The sequence below is a fragment of the Mycobacterium avium subsp. avium genome (genome assembly GCF_009741445.1).
GTDB lineage: Bacteria > Actinomycetota > Actinomycetes > Mycobacteriales > Mycobacteriaceae > Mycobacterium > Mycobacterium avium.
In genome coordinates this window covers 1,344,302-1,359,976 of sequence record NZ_CP046507.1, presented here as the reverse complement: position 1 = coordinate 1,359,976, position 15,675 = coordinate 1,344,302, and the positions used below count along the sequence as shown (strand labels likewise).

Annotated in this window: 11 protein-coding genes; 5 read left to right on the top strand and 6 right to left on the bottom strand. The window is 69.6% G+C overall.

What is annotated here, in order from left to right; all coding sequences use genetic code 11:
• Nucleotides 1-192: 192 nt before the first annotated feature.
• On the bottom strand, nucleotides 193-2,268 hold the full coding sequence (locus MAA44156_RS06490; RefSeq protein ID WP_023880164.1) for a serine/threonine-protein kinase: 2,076 nt from the start codon (nucleotides 2,266-2,268) through the stop codon (nucleotides 193-195).
• 224 nt (nucleotides 2,269-2,492) lie between these two features.
• On the opposite strand from MAA44156_RS06490, the gene MAA44156_RS06485 reads away from it, so the two are divergent.
• The 5 genes from MAA44156_RS06485 to MAA44156_RS06465 all read left to right on the top strand — a co-directional run bounded on the left by MAA44156_RS06485 (nucleotide 2,493) and on the right by MAA44156_RS06465 (nucleotide 7,861).
• Nucleotides 2,493-5,093, top strand: a complete 2,601-nt coding sequence (locus tag MAA44156_RS06485) for an ATP-binding cassette domain-containing protein (protein WP_205590186.1) — start codon at nucleotides 2,493-2,495, stop codon at nucleotides 5,091-5,093.
• A gap of 97 nt (nucleotides 5,094-5,190) precedes the next feature.
• A complete protein-coding gene (locus MAA44156_RS06480) occupies nucleotides 5,191-5,655 on the top strand; it encodes a ribonuclease FAU-1 family protein (protein ID WP_009977345.1) in 465 nt (154 codons plus the stop codon).
• The gene (ligD, locus tag MAA44156_RS06475; protein ID WP_009977347.1) at nucleotides 5,652-6,650 is read left to right on the top strand and encodes a non-homologous end-joining DNA ligase; all 999 of its coding nucleotides are present in this window, start codon (nucleotides 5,652-5,654) and stop codon (nucleotides 6,648-6,650) included. Before MAA44156_RS06480 ends, ligD begins: the two co-directional genes overlap by 4 nt.
• Nucleotides 6,650-7,438 (top strand): Fpg/Nei family DNA glycosylase, encoded by a 789-nt coding sequence (locus tag MAA44156_RS06470; RefSeq protein ID WP_009977348.1) that lies wholly within the window; start codon nucleotides 6,650-6,652, stop codon nucleotides 7,436-7,438. Before ligD ends, MAA44156_RS06470 begins: the two co-directional genes overlap by 1 nt.
• 9 nt (nucleotides 7,439-7,447) lie before the next feature.
• Entirely contained in the window at nucleotides 7,448-7,861 is a 414-nt protein-coding gene (locus MAA44156_RS06465) for a hypothetical protein (protein WP_003876239.1), read from the top strand.
• Nucleotides 7,862-7,871: 10 nt separating this feature from the next.
• Here MAA44156_RS06465 and coaE read toward each other — a convergent pair whose 3' ends face one another.
• The 5 genes from coaE to polA form a co-directional block, all read right to left on the bottom strand.
• The gene (gene coaE, locus MAA44156_RS06460; protein ID WP_009977350.1) at nucleotides 7,872-9,095 is read right to left on the bottom strand and encodes a dephospho-CoA kinase; all 1,224 of its coding nucleotides are present in this window, start codon (nucleotides 9,093-9,095) and stop codon (nucleotides 7,872-7,874) included.
• 12 nt (nucleotides 9,096-9,107) lie between these two features.
• A complete protein-coding gene (gene rpsA / locus MAA44156_RS06455) occupies nucleotides 9,108-10,550 on the bottom strand; it encodes a 30S ribosomal protein S1 (protein ID WP_003876237.1) in 1,443 nt (480 codons plus the stop codon).
• A 103-nt stretch (nucleotides 10,551-10,653) separates the two neighbouring features.
• Nucleotides 10,654-12,180, bottom strand: a complete 1,527-nt coding sequence (locus tag MAA44156_RS06450; RefSeq protein ID WP_009977351.1) for a carotenoid oxygenase family protein — start codon at nucleotides 12,178-12,180, stop codon at nucleotides 10,654-10,656.
• 17 nt (nucleotides 12,181-12,197) lie between these two features.
• A complete protein-coding gene (locus MAA44156_RS06445) occupies nucleotides 12,198-12,827 on the bottom strand; it encodes a TetR family transcriptional regulator (protein ID WP_009977352.1) in 630 nt (209 codons plus the stop codon).
• Nucleotides 12,828-12,839: 12 nt separating this feature from the next.
• Entirely contained in the window at nucleotides 12,840-15,500 is a 2,661-nt protein-coding gene (gene polA / locus MAA44156_RS06440) for a DNA polymerase I (protein WP_162990992.1), read from the bottom strand.
• Between the last annotated feature and the right edge of the window lie 175 nt (nucleotides 15,501-15,675).

Genomic DNA, 15,675 nt, shown 5'->3' with positions numbered 1-15,675 from the left:
GCGCCAGGCCCACCCGTGCCACATGCGTCACGTGCGTACCTGTCCGGAAGGACAACGTGTCTCCCAAACTCCCTAGCGCATCCGCTAGCGAGTTTGAAACTCACCTCATGGTGTCCGGAGACCCGGCACCCCGAGGCGCCAGAAGGTGAGGCGCCCGGAGACGGCACCCGGAGTCGAGGCGCCAAAAGACAACTACCCAGCGGGACGCGTCCACGTGCGGGTGACCGGATCGCACTGCAGCAGGTAGCCGTCACTGGAGGTGCTCATGGCGAACACCGAGGTGCCCGGCCGGTCACACGAGCTGCCGGCCGCGTGCACGCCCATGGTGATCGGCGCCTTGGCCCAGCTGCTGCCCTCGCAGACGATCTGCTCGTTGTTGGTCGGGTCGTAGGCGACCTTGCCGACATCGCTGCACAGCCCGCCCAGCACCGGCGGCGCCGGCGCGGCCGCGGTGGGCGAGGCGTTGATCACCGAAGCGGGATCGGCCACGGTCACTCCCGGCGGCACGTCGCCGACCCGGGTAGCCACCACCGGCACCCGCACCACCGCCCCCTGAGCGCCACACTCGTTGCTGAGCACCGTCTCGGTCTCGGTGCCGCGCAGCGTCCCGTCGCTCTGCGGCGCCAGCGACCAGGCGATCGTCTCCTGCTGAGTCGCCCCGGCGGGCCCGCCGGGCCGGGTGCAGCCCACCCGCTGCTGTTCGGGCGCCCCCTGCCAGTAACCGCCCACGAAGCGCAGCGTGTCCGTCTGGCCCCCGTCGGGACCGCCGGCCGTTTGATGGGTGGCGTCGTCCAACCGCGTCCCGGTGGCCGCACACCCGCTGCTGGTGCACGCCGACCGGAAGGCCCACCAGTTGGTACCGGCTCCGTCGTGGCGGATCCCGATGCCGTTGGTGGTGCGCTTGGTCTGGTCGTAGTCCAGCTTGTAGGTCCCGTTGAGCACCGGTCCGCCCGCGATGGGCGCGGCGACGGCGGCGGGCGGCGACGGTTTCGACGCGAGCGCGGGGTTGGCCGGCGGGGCGCCGGGCTGAAACGAGTAGAGCACCGACCAGGTCGCCGCGACGGCGACGAGCACCGCGCACACCAACGCGGCGGCCCACCGGGTTTGCGGCGAGAACCGGTGCGTCACGGCGGCGATGACACGGTCCGGCCCGCGCCGGCGGTGCGCCGGCGACGCGACGGTGCGCGACCGGGCATCAGGGCCGATCGCGGCGGCGCCGTCGCACTCCCGGCTGACGGCGGCGGCGAACGCGCGACACCGGTCGAACCTGTCCTCGGGCGCCTTGGCCAGGGCCTGGCAGAACACCTCGTCCAGCGCGGCCAGCTCGGGCCGGAAATCGCTGAGCCGGGGCGGGTCCTCGTGCAGATGCTGACCGATCACCGCGATCGGGTTGGAGTGCTGGAATGGCGGCGCACCGGTGAGCAGATGGAAAGCCGTTGCGGCCAAGGCATATTGGTCTGCCCGGCCGTCGATGGGCGAACCCGTCAGCTGCTCGGGCGCGGCATACGCCACCGTCCCCACCGCGACGTTGGTTTCGGTGATCCCGCTGATGTCGCCCAGATGCCGCGCAACCCCGAAGTCCGCCAACAAGATTCGCCGCTCCCCCGCTTCGGGATGGGTGAGCAGGATGTTGGCCGGCTTCACATCACGGTGCAGTAGGCCGCGGGCGTGCGCGTAGTCCAGCGCGCCCGCCACCGCCTGCACGATGGCCGACACCTCGTCCAACGGCATGCCGTCGGGGTAGCTCTCTTTGACCAGCCGCGAGGCGTCGGTGCCCTCGACGTAGTCCATCGAGATCCACAGGTGGCCGTTGAATTCACCGCGGTCGTGGACGCCGACGATGTGCGGATGCCACAGCGTCGCGGCCAGATCGGCCTCCCGGTTGAATCTTTCGCGAAACTCGGGATCGACCGTCACCGCCTCGGCGAGCACCTTGATCACGTCGCGGCGCGGCAGCCGGGGATGCAGAGCCAGGTACACCTCGGCCATACCGCCGGCGCCCAGCTGCCGCAAAATGGTGTACCCGGCGAACGACGCTCCGTTGCCTATCGTCAGTCGCGGCCCGCCGGGCTCGCTATGCCCTTGCGCCGCTGCGGGTTCCGGGTGTGGGCGGGAATCGACCGGCGGGATCCGGCGAAACAGCTGCCCGATGGGCATGCCGGGCAGCGACTGAAAGCCCGCGCGCAGCGCCGCGCGGGCCTGTCGCGGGTTGCTCAACAGTCGCCGCCCGGCCCTGATGCGCCGGGTAGTTCCCTTGTGCTCGTTCACGTCTGCCTCACCCCCTCGTCACCGGTCGCCTCCACTGTGATGCGGATCGCACCGCGGCTGGTCCGGACGCAGTCTGCGTGCTCCCCTCCCGTTCGAATAATGCCGCACGCCAGTGGGCGATTCGCCTCGGCAGGTTATGAAAGCGCTGTGAGTGACCGAACCGAAACAAAGGGAAGTCACAGCCGCTACTCATGGAGGCACTGTCGACGCGGGCCGATACTTGAGTGGTGACTCGACCCGCCCCGCCCATCCTGACAATTCGGCACGACGGGTCCCAACGATCCTTCGCGGCCGGCCACGAGGTGGTCGTCGGACGCCACGTGCAGGCCGATGTGCGCATCCCGGATCCGCGGATCTCGCGTGCGCATCTGATCCTGCGTTTCGAGCAGGGCCGCTGGCTGGCGATCGACAACGGCTCGCTCAACGGCACGTACCTCAACGGCTACCGGATGCCGGTCGTCGACATCCACGACGGCCAGAGCATCCACGTGGGAAACCCGCACGGCCCGCGGCTGACCTTCGCGCTGGGGCCGCAGCAGGGTCACGCGGGCCACCCGGGCCGGCCCCGGCCGAGTCATGACTCCGGGCCGCCGACCCTGACCTGGACCGCGATCACCGAGCAGACCAACCCGACGCGCCCGCCGCGGCGCCCGGTGCCGCCCCGCCGGCCGGCCCGACCGCCGAGCACACCGCCGGAGGAACGCACCGTCATCGTCCCCGGCTCGCCGGCCCGATCGCGCGTCGCCCCGGCGAGCGCTCCGGCCGGGCCACCGCGGACATCGCCCACGCCGGCAACGGAATTCACCGTGATCGACGCCAAGACGGCCGACGTGTCGAACCTGGCGACGCGGTTCGTGAAACTGCTGTCCCCGCGCGCCTCCTCGGCCGCGGGCACGGCTGGCGCCATGACGATCGGCCGTGCCGTCGACAACGACATCGTCGTCGCCGACGTCCTGGCGTCGCGCCACCACGCGACGCTGGTGCCCACGGCGCTGGGCACCGAGATCCGCGACAACAGCGTCAACGGAACCTTCGTCAACGGCACCCGGGTGGGTTCGGCGATCCTGTCCGACGACGACGTCGTCACCATCGGCAACGTCGACCTGGTGTTCCGCGACGGCACGCTGACCGAACGCGGCCAAACCGCAACGCGCAGCGGCGGTCTCGAGGTGCGCAACGTCACCTACGTCGTCGACGACGGCAAGCAGCTGCTCGACGACATCTCGCTGACCGCGCGGCCGGGAACGCTGACCGCGGTGATCGGCGGGTCGGGCGCCGGAAAGAGCACCCTGGCCCGGCTCATCGCCGGCTACACGACGCCGAGTTCGGGCTCGGTGACGTTCGAGGGGCACAACATTCACGGCGAGTACGCCTCCCTGCGCAGCCGGATCGGCATGGTGCCGCAGGACGACGTGGTGCATCGCCAGCTGACCGTCAACCAGGCGCTCGGCTACGCCGCCGAACTGCGGCTGCCGCCCGACACCGGCAAGGCCGACCGCGCCCGGGTGGTCGCCCAGGTCCTCGAGGAACTCGACCTGACCAAGCACGCCGACACCCGCGTCGACAAACTGTCCGGTGGGCAGCGCAAACGCGCCTCGGTGGCCCTCGAACTGCTGACCGGGCCGTCGCTGCTGATCCTCGACGAACCGACCTCGGGCCTGGATCCCGCGCTGGACCTTCAAGTCATGACGATGCTGCGCCAGTTGGCCGACGCCGGCCGGGTGGTGCTGGTGGTCACCCACTCGCTGTCCTACCTCGACGTGTGCGACCAGGTGCTGCTGATGGCTCCGGGCGGCAAGACGGCCTACTGCGGCGCCCCCGACCGAATCGGCCCGGCGATGGGAACTACCAACTGGGCCAAGATCTTCACTCAGGTCGGCGCCGATCCCGAGGAGGCCAACCGCCGCTTCCGGGAACAGCGCGAGGCCCAGCAACGGTCCCACAAATCCGACCGCGCCGACGAGCCCGAAGATCTGGGCGAGCCGGTGCATACCAGTCTGCGGCACCAGATTTCGACGATCGCGCGCCGGCAGGTCCGGCTGGTGGTGGCCGACCGCGCCTACTTCGTCTTCCTGGCGCTGCTGCCGTTCATCCTGGGTTCGCTGTCATTGACCGTGCCGGGCCACAACGGATTTCGCGTTCCGGCGCCCGCGGCCGGGACACCCGACGAGGCCGCGCAGATCCTGGCCCTGCTGCTGCCGGCCGCGGCATTCATGGGAACCGCGTTGACGATTCGCGATCTGGTCGGCGAACGCGCCATCTTCCAGCGCGAGCAGGCGGTGGGCCTGTCGACCACCGCCTACCTGCTCGCCAAGACCGCGGTGTTCTGCGGCTTCGCCGTGCTGCAGTCGGCGATCGTGACGGCGATCGTGGTGATCGGCAAGGGCGCCCCGACGCGGGGCGCGGTGCTGTTCGGCCATTCCACCGCCGGCGCCGTCGCCGAACTGTTCGCCACGGTCGCGGCGACGTGTGTCGCCTCGGCCGTTCTGGGCCTGGCCATCTCGTCGCTGGTCCGCTCCAGCGAGCAGATCATGCCGCTGTTCGTCGTCACCGTGATGGCGCAGCTGGTGCTGTGCGGCGGCATGGTGCCGGTGACCGGCCGGCTGGGCCTGAACCAGTTGTCGTGGGCGATGCCGGCGCGCTGGGGCTACGCCGCGGCGTCGGCCACGGTGGACCTGCGCCATCTGGTGCCCGATTCGCTGCTGTCGCAGGATCGGTTCTGGCTGCACACGCCGGGGACCTGGCTGCTCGACATGGGCATGCTGGCCGCGCTGGCGCTGTGTTACGCCGTCTTCGTGCGGTGGAAGATCCGGTTGCGCCGGTGAGGAATCGGTGAACGGCCGGTAGGGTGACATCATCCACCCTCCCAAGCATGAGACGTTCGACCTGCGGGCCCGCACCAACACCGATCCGAAGGGCATCGTGCGGACCGTCGACGAGTATGCGGTGCGGCCGTGGGGCCTGTACCTTGCCCGCCCCACCCCCGGCCGCGTCCAGTTCCATTACCTCGAGTCGTGGCTGCTACCGTCGTTGGGCTTGCGCGCCACGGTTTTTCACTTCAATCCAGGGCACGAACGCGATCACGACTACTACCTGGACGTGGGCGACTACCTGCCCGGGCCCACGGTGTGGCGTTCGGAGGACCACTACCTGGACATCGAGGTCCGCACCGGCATCCGCGCCGAGCTGACCGATGTCGACGAGTTGCTCGATGCCCTCCGGCACGGCCTGCTCACCCCGGAGGTCGCCGAACGGGCGATCCAACGCGCGGTGGCCGCCGTCGACGGGCTGGCCCGCAACGGCTATGACCTGACCCGATGGCTGAGCGAGATCGGCATGGAACTGACCTGGCGGGGACGCGCCGCGGCGCCGGGGCCGGCGCCGTGACCGACTTCGCCGCGCTGCCCGATTCCGTGCGTGCCGCGCTGCGCGACGAGCCCGTGCCCCAGTGGTGCTCGCCCACGCTGGCCACCCTCACCGAGCAGCGATTCTCCGACCCGCACTGGATCTTCGAGCGCAAGTTCGACGGCATGCGCTGCCTGGCCTTCCGCGACGGCGACCGGGTCCGGCTGCTGTCGCGAAACCGCAAGCCGCTCAACGGGACCTACCCGGAATTGGTCGAGGCGCTGGCCGCGCAGCGCGAGACGCGCTTCGTGCTGGACGGCGAGGTGGTGGCGTTCGAGGGCCGCCGCACCAGCTTCGCCCGGCTGCAGGGCCGGCTGGGCATCACCGACCCCGACGTGGCCCGGGCATCGTCGGTGCGTATCTACTACTACGTGTTCGACCTGCTGCATCTCGACGGCAAGTCGACCGTCGCGGTGCCGCTGATCTGGCGTAAGAGATTGCTGCGCAAGGCAATCGACTTCACCGATCCGCTGCGCTATGCACCGCACCGGGTCGGGGACGGGATGGCCGCGTACCGGGCGGCGTGCGGTCGTGGTGACGAGGGTGTGATCGCCAAGCGGGCCGAATCGGCCTATGACGGCCGCCGCTCGGAGAACTGGTTGAAGTTCAAATGCGTGCGCGACCAGGAATTCGTGGTCGGCGGCTACACCAGCCCCAAGGGCAAGCGGCTCGAGTTGGGCGCCCTGCTGCTGGGCTACTACCAGGGGGACCAGTTGCACTACGCCGGCAAGGTGGGCACCAGTTTCGACGAGGCGACGCTACACCGCTTGCACCAGCTGCTGTCCGGGATCGCCTGCGACACAACGCCATTCACCCGGGGTTTGGTGCCCGAGGCCGGCGCGCACTGGGTGCGCCCGGAGCTGGTGGTCCAGATCGGGTTCACCGAGTGGACCCGCGACGGAAAGCTACGTCACCCCCGCTATCTCGGCATCCGCACCGACAAGGATCCCACCGAGGTGATCCGGGAGACGCGCTGATGCCGGAACTGCCCGACGTGGAGGGATTCCGGCGGCAACTGGCCGACGCGTTGCCGGGGCGACGCGTCCGGCGGGTGAAGGTGCACGATCCCGGGATCCTGCGCAACACCACCGCGACGACGCTGGCCCGCCGGCTGACCGGGCGGCGGTTCGCCGGCCCGCGACGACACGGCAAGTGGCTGGTGCTTCCCACCGACGGCCCGACGCTGCTGATCCACAGCGGAATGACCGGCCGCCCCTACTATTGCGCCGACGGTGCCGCCGAGGACCGCCACCAGCGCCTCGTGGTGTCGCTGGACCAGGGCGAACTGCGCTACACCGATCTTCGTAAATTGCGGGGAGTCTGGCTGGCCGACGATCCCGACGATCTGGTGCCCATCACCGGCCGGCAAGGCCCCGACGCGCTGGGTCTTGGCCTGCTCGATTTCCGCGACGCGCTGACGGCGCGCTCGGCCCGGAGGCGGCAGCTCAAATCCGCGCTGATGGACCAGTCGGTGCTCGCCGGGCTGGGCAACCTGCTGGTCGACGAGATCTGCTGGCGGGCCCGGATCCGCCCCACCCGCGCGGTCGCAGACCTGGACGACGACGAGGTGAAGGCGCTGCACCGCGCGATGACGCAGGTGCTGCGCACCGCGGTGCGGCATGGCCGGGTGCCGGGCCTGCCGCGCTGGCTCACCGGCGCCCGCGACGCGCCCAACCCGCACTGCCCCCGCTGCGGCGCCCGCCTGGACCACGCCCGGGTGGGCGGCCGGACCACCCTGTGGTGCCCGCGCTGTCAGCCCGGGTAATCTCGGCGCATGAGCGCCAGCAACCACAGGTTGATGCCGATCGCCGCCCTGATCATCATCGCGGCCGGCTCCCAGCTAAGTCCGGCACCGGCACGGGCGGATCTGCACAACATCACCTACCGGGCCAGGATCGACGCCGTCACCACCGGCAGTCAGGCCACCTTCGTGACCAACGGCGGCCAGACCAACACCGCCGCGCTGAGTTCGATGCCCGGCAACGCCTTCGAGGCCGACACGGTGCTGCCCGACCCGCAGCAGGCCGGGATGCGCATCGTGCTGCACTTCCCCTACGCGGCGAACGTGCACTGCGAAATCGACGTGGACGACGACGTTTTCGTGCAGACCGATCAGATGGTCAGGCCGGCGCCGGGCAACACCGACCCCATGAACGGGGCCCTGCAGTGCGGCGCACCGCTGCCCTGAGGCCCCGCGGCTAGGGTTTCCAGCCCGTCGAGTCGGCCCAATCCCAGGCCCGCCGGTAGGCGTCGCGAAACCACGGCTCCTTGACGGCGACGTAGGCGTCGATGTCACCGTCGGCCCGCTGTTCGGCGCTGCGCTTGACGGCCAGATAGTCGGCCCGAGCATCGGGGTCGGCGGTCAACCAGTCCACGAACAGCAGGGCGAACTGCTGGCCGGGCCAGCCGTCCACCCGGATGTGCACGTTGGTGGGCCGGCCCGGGTCCGCCGAGGCGTGAATCCGCTTGTGCCACAAGGCCGGATCGTCGGTGTGATCGTAGCGCTCGACGGTGCTGCGGGCGTCGGGCTTGGCGACGTCGGCGGTGATGTGTTCGAGGCGAGGGTATCCGGCGGCCAGCAACGGTTCGACGAGTTCGTCGGCGGCGGCCAGGGATTCCACGGTGATCTGGATGTCGATGACGTCCTTGGCCGCGAAATCCGAATCCCCGGGCAACGCCGTGGAGCCGACGTGGTCGACGCGCAGCGCCCGATGGCCGGATGCGGTCTTGAGCCGGTTGACGATTCGCTGCGCCTGGGCCGGCCACTCGGGATCGGGCGGCACCAACCGCACCGGCGCCCGGGCGATCTGACGCGTGCTCAGGTTGTGGGCGAACGGCACGATGCGCTCGTTCCACACCTGCTGGGCCCGTTGCACCAACTCCGCCGGGCTGCCCGAGTTGTCCAGCCAGATGTCGGCGACGGCGCGGCGCTGCTCGTCGCTGGCCTGAGCGGCGATCCGGGCGCGGGCGTCGGCTTCGGCCATGCCGCGCTGCTCGACCAGCCGCCGCAGCCGCACCTCGACATCGGCGTACACGATGACGACGAGCGGGAACAGCGGCGCCATCCCGGATTCCACCAGCAGCGGAATGTCCTCGACCACAACGGAATCCGCGGGCACCGACGCGATTATCTCAGCGCGGCGCGCACCCACCAGCGGATGCACGATCCCGTTGAGCGTCTGACGAGCGGCGTCGTCGGCGAAAGCCTTGGCCGCCAACGCCGGCCGGTCCAGCGATCCGTCCGCGAGCAGGATGTCGCGTCCGAACGCCTCGACCAGCGCCGCCAGGCCCTCGGTACCGGGCCGGACCACCTCACGGGCGATGACGTCACCGTCGACGATGACCGCACCGCACTGCGCGAACGCGGAAGACAGCGCCGACTTGCCGGCGCCGATGCCGCCGGTCAACCCGATGCGCAGCATCAGCGAGCTGAATCAGGCGTTGCCGGCGAGCTTTTCCCGCAGCGCGGCCAGTTGGGCGTCGCTGGCCAGCGAACCGCCCGCCTTCTCCGCCGGTGCGCCGTTGCCGGGCGACTGCTCGCCGCCGGCGTGCCCGGCCGCCTCGGCCGCGGCGAACTTCTCCATCTGCGCGGTGTGCATCTTGTGCCGGCGCTCGGCCTCGGCGTAGCGGGCCTCCCACTCGGCGCGCTGCTTCTCGAATCCCTCGAGCCATTCGTTGGTTTCGGGGTCGAATCCCTCGGGGAAGATGTAGTTGCCCTGCTCGTCGTAGGAGTCGGCCATGCCGTACTTGGCGGGGTCGAACTCCTCGGTGTAGTCCTCGTTGGCCTGCTTGAGGCTCAACGAGATCCGGCGCCGCTCCAGGTCGATGTCGATGACCTTGACCATCGCGTCGTCGCCGACCGCGACCACCTGGTCGGGCACCTCGACGTGCCGCTCGGCCAGCTCCGAGATGTGCACCAGACCCTCGATGCCCTCCTCGACGCGCACGAACGCGCCGAACGGAACCAGCTTGGTGACCTTGCCGGGCACGATCTGGCCGATGGCGTGGGTGCGGGCGAAGTGGCGCCACGGGTCTTCCTGAGTTGCCTTGAGCGACAACGAAACCCGCTCGCGGTCCATGTCGACGTCGAGCACCTCGACGGTGACCTCGTCGCCCACCTGCACCACCTCGGACGGGTGGTCGATGTGCTTCCAGGAGAGCTCGGAGACGTGCACCAGGCCGTCCACGCCGCCCAGGTCGACGAACGCGCCGAAGTTGACGATGGAGGAGACCACACCCTTGCGGATGGCGCCCTTCTGCAGCTGGTTGAGGAACTCGCTGCGCACCTCGGACTGGGTCTGCTCCAGCCAGGCGCGGCGGCTCAGCACCACGTTGTTGCGGTTCTTGTCCAGCTCGATGATCTTGGCCTCGATCTCCTTGCCGATGTAGGGCTGCAGATCGCGGACCCGGCGCATCTCGACCAGCGAGGCGGGCAGGAAGCCGCGCAGGCCGATGTCGAGGATCAGGCCACCCTTGACCACCTCGATGACGGTGCCCTTGACGGCCTCGTCCTTCTCCTTGAGCGCCTCGATGGTGCCCCAGGCGCGCTCGTACTGAGCGCGCTTCTTGGACAGGATCAGGCGGCCCTCTTTGTCCTCCTTGGTGAGGACCAGGGCTTCCACCTCATCTCCCACGGAAACGACCTCGTTGGGGTCGACGTCGTGCTTGATGGAGAGCTCGCGGGCGGGGATGACCCCTTCGGTCTTGTAGCCGATGTCGAGGAGCACCTCGTCCCGGTCCACTTTGACGATCGTGCCCTCGACGATGTCGCCATCGTTGAAGTACTTGATCGTTTTGTCGATTGCGGCGAGAAAGTCCTCGCTGGAGCCAATGTCGTTGACGGCTACTTGGGGCGAGGTGACGGCGGGACTCGGCATGTTGTTGGGTTGCTCCGGACAGGTTTGGTCGTAGGGACAATTGGGATTTACCTGTCGAGGCTACTCGACTGTGCGCAAGCTGGCCAAACCCGGACCCGCCGCGTCACCCGGTCCGCTGCGCCACCCGGGTGGTGAAGGTGCCGTGATAGCTCATTGGGACGTGAAACGGCAGCCACGCCTCCGCGACCGGCCCGTCGGCCACGTGCGCCGCGTCCACCACCATCAACCTGCTGAGATGCCGCGATTCGTCATAGCCGACGGTGAGCAGCCACCCGTCGTCCTCGGCGGTGCCGCCGGGCCGCGGCACGAAGATCGGCTCCACCAACACCTGCCCGGGTGGGCAGTACGTTTGCGCCTCGCCGGTGCGGTGGTCGACGCGGGCTATCCCTTGTCCGGGGAACTTGGCCGGGTCCTGGACGGTCAGGTAGGAGACGTGGTGGCGCATGGTGCCGCGGCGGGGGTCGATCTGGGGGAATTCGCAGCCGAAATCGGCCAGTGGCTCGCGGGTCACCCGGCCCGACGCCGCGATCCGGAACCGGGTGAGCACCACGGCGTCCTCGATGGCTCCGTAGTCGTCGACCTGCGCGATGTCCGAGCGGATGTGCGCGGTGTAGTTCTTCATGCCGGCGTAGGTCTGCGGCGCGAACCGCGGCAGTTCGACGACGACGTCGTCGCCGTCGTCGTAGGCGTTGGTGAAATGCCAGTGATAGAACGGGTCGGTCTCGACCACCCGGACCGCCCCGCCGTCGCGTGGGGCGAGCACGAAATACGACGGCGCGTCCGGCTTGAAACATATGGATTCCCAATAAGATTGGCGGCCGGTCAACGCCCACGGGTTGATCCGCAGCGGGGACAGCACGAAGACGGCGTAGCGCGTGGTCAACGCCATGTCGTGCACCACGCCCATGCCCGGCAACGGCACCGCGTGCAGGTATCGCGTCACCCCGTCGGCGCCGGTCTCATACAGGCGCAGCCGCACCCGGGGCACCGCCTCGGCGGCCAGCTCCCGCAGCCGCCGCAGCCGCCGGGGACCGCGCAGCGCATGGCCGGGGTCGATGCGCGGGACGTACGGGTCGAAGCCGAAGTTGACCTTGGTGTTGGTCATCGGGTCGTAGCGGTAGTGCGCCGAATAGGCGCGCACCGGACCCCGCAGCGCCCCGCGCAGGTTGCACCGGCCGATGGTGTCCAGCGTGTCGAGGTCGAGTTCGTGCGGTGGCCCGCCCTCCCACAGCGCCAGCAGCTGGTTGCGGTTGACCATGACGCTGGTGTTGGCGGTGTTGGCCGGCAGCCGCAGCGCATTGGCCGGCGGGCCGCCGGGTCGCTGGTAGGCGAACCCGCGGTCGACCAGCCGCCCGGCCGCGGTCGACCTCAGGTAGTGGCGGGTGCGGACGAACCGGTTGCGGAACCGCACCCCGGACCCGTCGAGCACGAACGCGCTGACCATCCCGTCGGCGTCGAAAATGCTCTCGACTTGCGTCGATCCCACCGTCCAGCGGCCCGAACCGTTGCGGTACAGGGTGCCCACGAGGCCGTCGGGCAAGGTGCCGGTGATGTCGGTGACGTCGAGGTCGGTTTCGCCGACGATGTTTTCCCAGTAGCGCGACGGCGCTTGCACGTCTGCCAGAACCATAAAAGACAGTGTGTTTATTAATGGGGTCCGCTGTCAATGGTTCTGATGTCGTCGGCGTTGAACGGCAGCGCCGCGCCGCCGTCCCAGCACAGCGCGGTCAGGTGTTCGACGAGCTCGGCGCGGGGCATGGTGCCGGCGCGGCACCACCATTCGGCGGCCGACACCGCCGACCCGACGATGGCCCGCGACCACGGCGCGGCCGCCCGGCGGGCCTGCTCCGACCCCGAGGAGGTCGTGAGCATCTGTTCGACCGCCCCGGCCAGTTGTTCGAAGACGCTGGTGGACGGGTCGCCGGTCAGCGCCCGGTACAGGTTGGGCTCGGCCTGCATCCACGCGCTGATCACGTCGAAGAACAGCGCCATCCGCTGCCGTAGATCGGTGGAACCCGCTGCGCGCGTGGTGATTTCGCCGAGCAGCCGCTGCGCGGTGCGCCGGCTCAGCTCGGCCAGCAGCGCGTCCCGCCCGGGATACATGGCGTAGACCGCCGACCGGACGAAGCCCGCCTCACCGGCGATGTCGACCAGCCCGGCGGACGGCCCCTTGGCCCGGATGGCCCGCTCGGCGGCGTCGAGAAGCGCGGTGCGCCGCTCGTCGGGATCGACCCGGGAACCGGCCGGGCGACCGCGACGGCGTCTCGCCGCAGGCATGGGCGGTGGTCCTCAGTGCGCCGCAGCGTCCCAGCTGCGGCCGTAGCCCACGGACACCTCCAGCGGGACGTCGAGCGGGTAGGCGCCGCCCATCTTGTCGCGGGCCAGCGCTTCCAGCTGCTCCCGCTCGCCGGCCGCGACCTCGAAGAGCAGCTCGTCGTGCACCTGCAACAGGATCCGCGACTGCAGGCCCGCCTCCTTGATCGCCTTGTCGACCTCGATCATGGCCACCTTGATGATGTCGGCGGCGCTGCCCTGGATGGGCGCATTCAGCGCCGCCCGCTCGGCGGCTTCGCGCACCTGCCGGTTGCTGCTGTCGAGCTCGGGCAGGTACCGGCGGCGGCCCAGCACCGTCGAGGTGTAGCCGTCCTTGCGGGCCTGTTCGACGACGGCGTGCAGGTAGTCGCGCACCCCGCCGAACCGGGCGAAGTAGGCGTCCATCTGCTCCTTGGCCTCCTCGGTGGAGATCTTGAGCTGTTGCGACAGCCCGTAGGCGCTCAGCCCGTAGGCCAGCCCGTAGGACATGGCCTTGACCCGGCGGCGCAGCTCGCCGGTGACCTCCTCGATGGGCACCCCGAAGGCGCGGGAGGCCACGAACGAGTGCAGGTCCTCCCCCGTGTTGAAGGCTTCGATCAGCCCGGCGTCCTGGGACAGGTGGGCCATGATCCGCATCTCGATCTGGCTGTAGTCGGCGGTCATCAGCTCGGCATAACCGTCGCCGACCACGAACGCGTCGCGGGTCCGCCGGCCCGCCTCGGTGCGGATCGGAATGTTCTGCAGGTTCGGCTCGGTCGACGACAATCGGCCCGTCGCCGCGATGGTTTGGTTGAAGGTGGTGTGGATGCGCCCGTCGGAGGCCACCGAGTTCAGCAGCCCGTCGACGGTGACCTTGAGCCGGGTGGCGTCCCGGTGGGCCAAAAGGTGCTGTAGGAACGGGTGGCCGGTCTTGTCGAACAGCGACTGCAGGGCATCCGCGTCGGTGGTGTAGCCGGTCTTGGTGCGTTTGGTCTTCGGCATCTGAAGCTCGTCGAAGAGCACCGCCTGCAACTGTTTTGGCGAGCCGAGGTTGATCTGCTTGCCGATCACCGCGTACGCCGCCTCGGCCGCGTCGCGGATCTGGTGGGCGAAATCGCTCTGCAACTCGCTGAGCAAGTCCAAATCGACTGCGATACCGGCGTTTTCCATTCCGGCGAGCACCCGCTGCACCGGCAGCTCCATGCCGCTCAACAGCGAGGTCGAGTTGATGCGGGCCAGTTCCTCGTCGAGCGCGTCGGCCAGATCCAGCACCGCCACCGCCCGCAGGATCAGCGTCTGCACCGCCTGGTCGTCGGTGCCGTCGGTGTCATCCAGCAGCGAAAGCTGTTGCTGCTGAGGGTTTTCCGCGCGCAGCTCGCGGCGCAGATAGCGCAGCGCGAGATCGTCGAGGGAGAAGCTGCGCTGACCGGGCCGCACCAGGTAGGCGGCCAGCGCGGTGTCGGAGGTGACGCCGGCCAGCGTCCAGCCCCGCCCGGCCAGGTCGTGCATCGCCAGCTTGGCCTCGTGCAGCGCCTTGGGCGGACCGGGGTCGGCCAGCCAGGACGCCAGCGCGGCTTCGTCGTCGGGATCCAGCGCCGAGGTGTCGATGTAGCGGCCCTCGCCGTCGGCGGAGACGATGGCCAGCGCGGTGCAGTCGGCGTCGTAGGCCAGGTGGGTGCCGGCGACGGCCAGCCCGAAGCGCTTGCCGGAGCTGTGCTCGGCCAACCACACCGCCAGTTCGCCGGCTTCCAGCGCGCCGCCGCGCACGTCGAAACCCTCGTCGACCTCGGGCTCCACCGCGGCCAGGGTTTCGAACAGCCGGTCGCGCAGCACCCGGAACTCCAGGTCGTCGAAGAGCCGGTGGATCTGGTCGCGGTCCCAGGGCTGCAGCCGCAGCGTGTCGGGCGTCTGGGCCAGCGGCACGTCCTTGATCAGATCGGTCAGCTCGCGGTTGCGGATCACGCTGGCCAGGTGTTCGCGCAGCGCGTCGCCGACCTTGCCGCGTACCGAGTCGACGTTGTCGACCAGCGCCTGCAGCGACCCGTATTCGGCGATCCACTTGGAGGCGGTCTTCTCCCCCACACCGGGAATGCCGGGCAGGTTGTCGCTGGGGTCGCCGCGCAGGGCGGCGAAGTCGGGGTACTGCTGGGGGGTCAGCCCATATTTTTCGACGACCGCCTCGGGGGTGAAGCGGGTCAGCTCGCTGACGCCCTTGCGCGGGTAGAGCACCGTCACGTTGTCGCTGACCAACTGCAGCGAGTCGCGGTCGCCGGTGACCACCAGCACCCGGTAGCCCTCGTTCTCGGCCTGGGTGGCCAAGGTGGCGATCAAGTCGTCGGCCTCGAATCCCGGCTCGGCGAGCACCGTGATGCCCAGCGCCGCCAGGACTTCCTTGGTGATGTCGATCTGGCCGTGGAACTCGTCTGGGGTCGCCGAGCGGTTGGCCTTGTATTCCGGGTAGCGATCGGAGCGGAAGGTCTGCCGGGACACGTCGAAGGCCGCGGCGATGTGGGTCGGGGCCTCGTCGCGCAGCAGGTTGATCAGCATCGCGGTGAAGCCGTAGACCGCGTTGGTGGTCAGCCCGCCGCGGGTCTTGAAGTTCTCGGCGGGCAGCGCATAGAACGCCCGGAACGCCAGCGAGTTGCCGTCCAGCAGCATCAGTGTCGGCCGGTTTTGTTCCTCGCCGGCCCCGGCGGCGGTTTTGGTGGCGGTTTTCGTCGCGGCTTTCGTGGCGGGCACGGCTCTCACTTTAGGCACCCGCTACGACGAGTTCCGCCCCGCGACCGCGCCGCCGGCAGAACTGCAACACGTTTCAGTTTTGTGCTGCCGCTGG

Coding starts and splice junctions, on each gene's coding strand:
- MAA44156_RS06445 (WP_009977352.1), bottom strand. CDS start 12,827: ATGCCTGCGGCGAGACGCCGTCGCGGTCGCCCGGCCGGTTCCCGGGTC.
- MAA44156_RS06450 (WP_009977351.1), bottom strand. CDS start 12,180: ATGGTTCTGGCAGACGTGCAAGCGCCGTCGCGCTACTGGGAAAACATC.
- coaE (WP_009977350.1), bottom strand. CDS start 9,095: ATGCTGCGCATCGGGTTGACCGGCGGCATCGGCGCCGGCAAGTCGGCG.
- rpsA (WP_003876237.1), bottom strand. CDS start 10,550: ATGCCGAGTCCCGCCGTCACCTCGCCCCAAGTAGCCGTCAACGACATT.
- polA (WP_162990992.1), bottom strand. CDS start 15,500: ATGCTGCTGGACGGCAACTCGCTGGCGTTCCGGGCGTTCTATGCGCTG.
- MAA44156_RS06465 (WP_003876239.1), top strand. CDS start 7,448: ATGAGCGCCAGCAACCACAGGTTGATGCCGATCGCCGCCCTGATCATC.
- MAA44156_RS06470 (WP_009977348.1), top strand. CDS start 6,650: ATGCCGGAACTGCCCGACGTGGAGGGATTCCGGCGGCAACTGGCCGAC.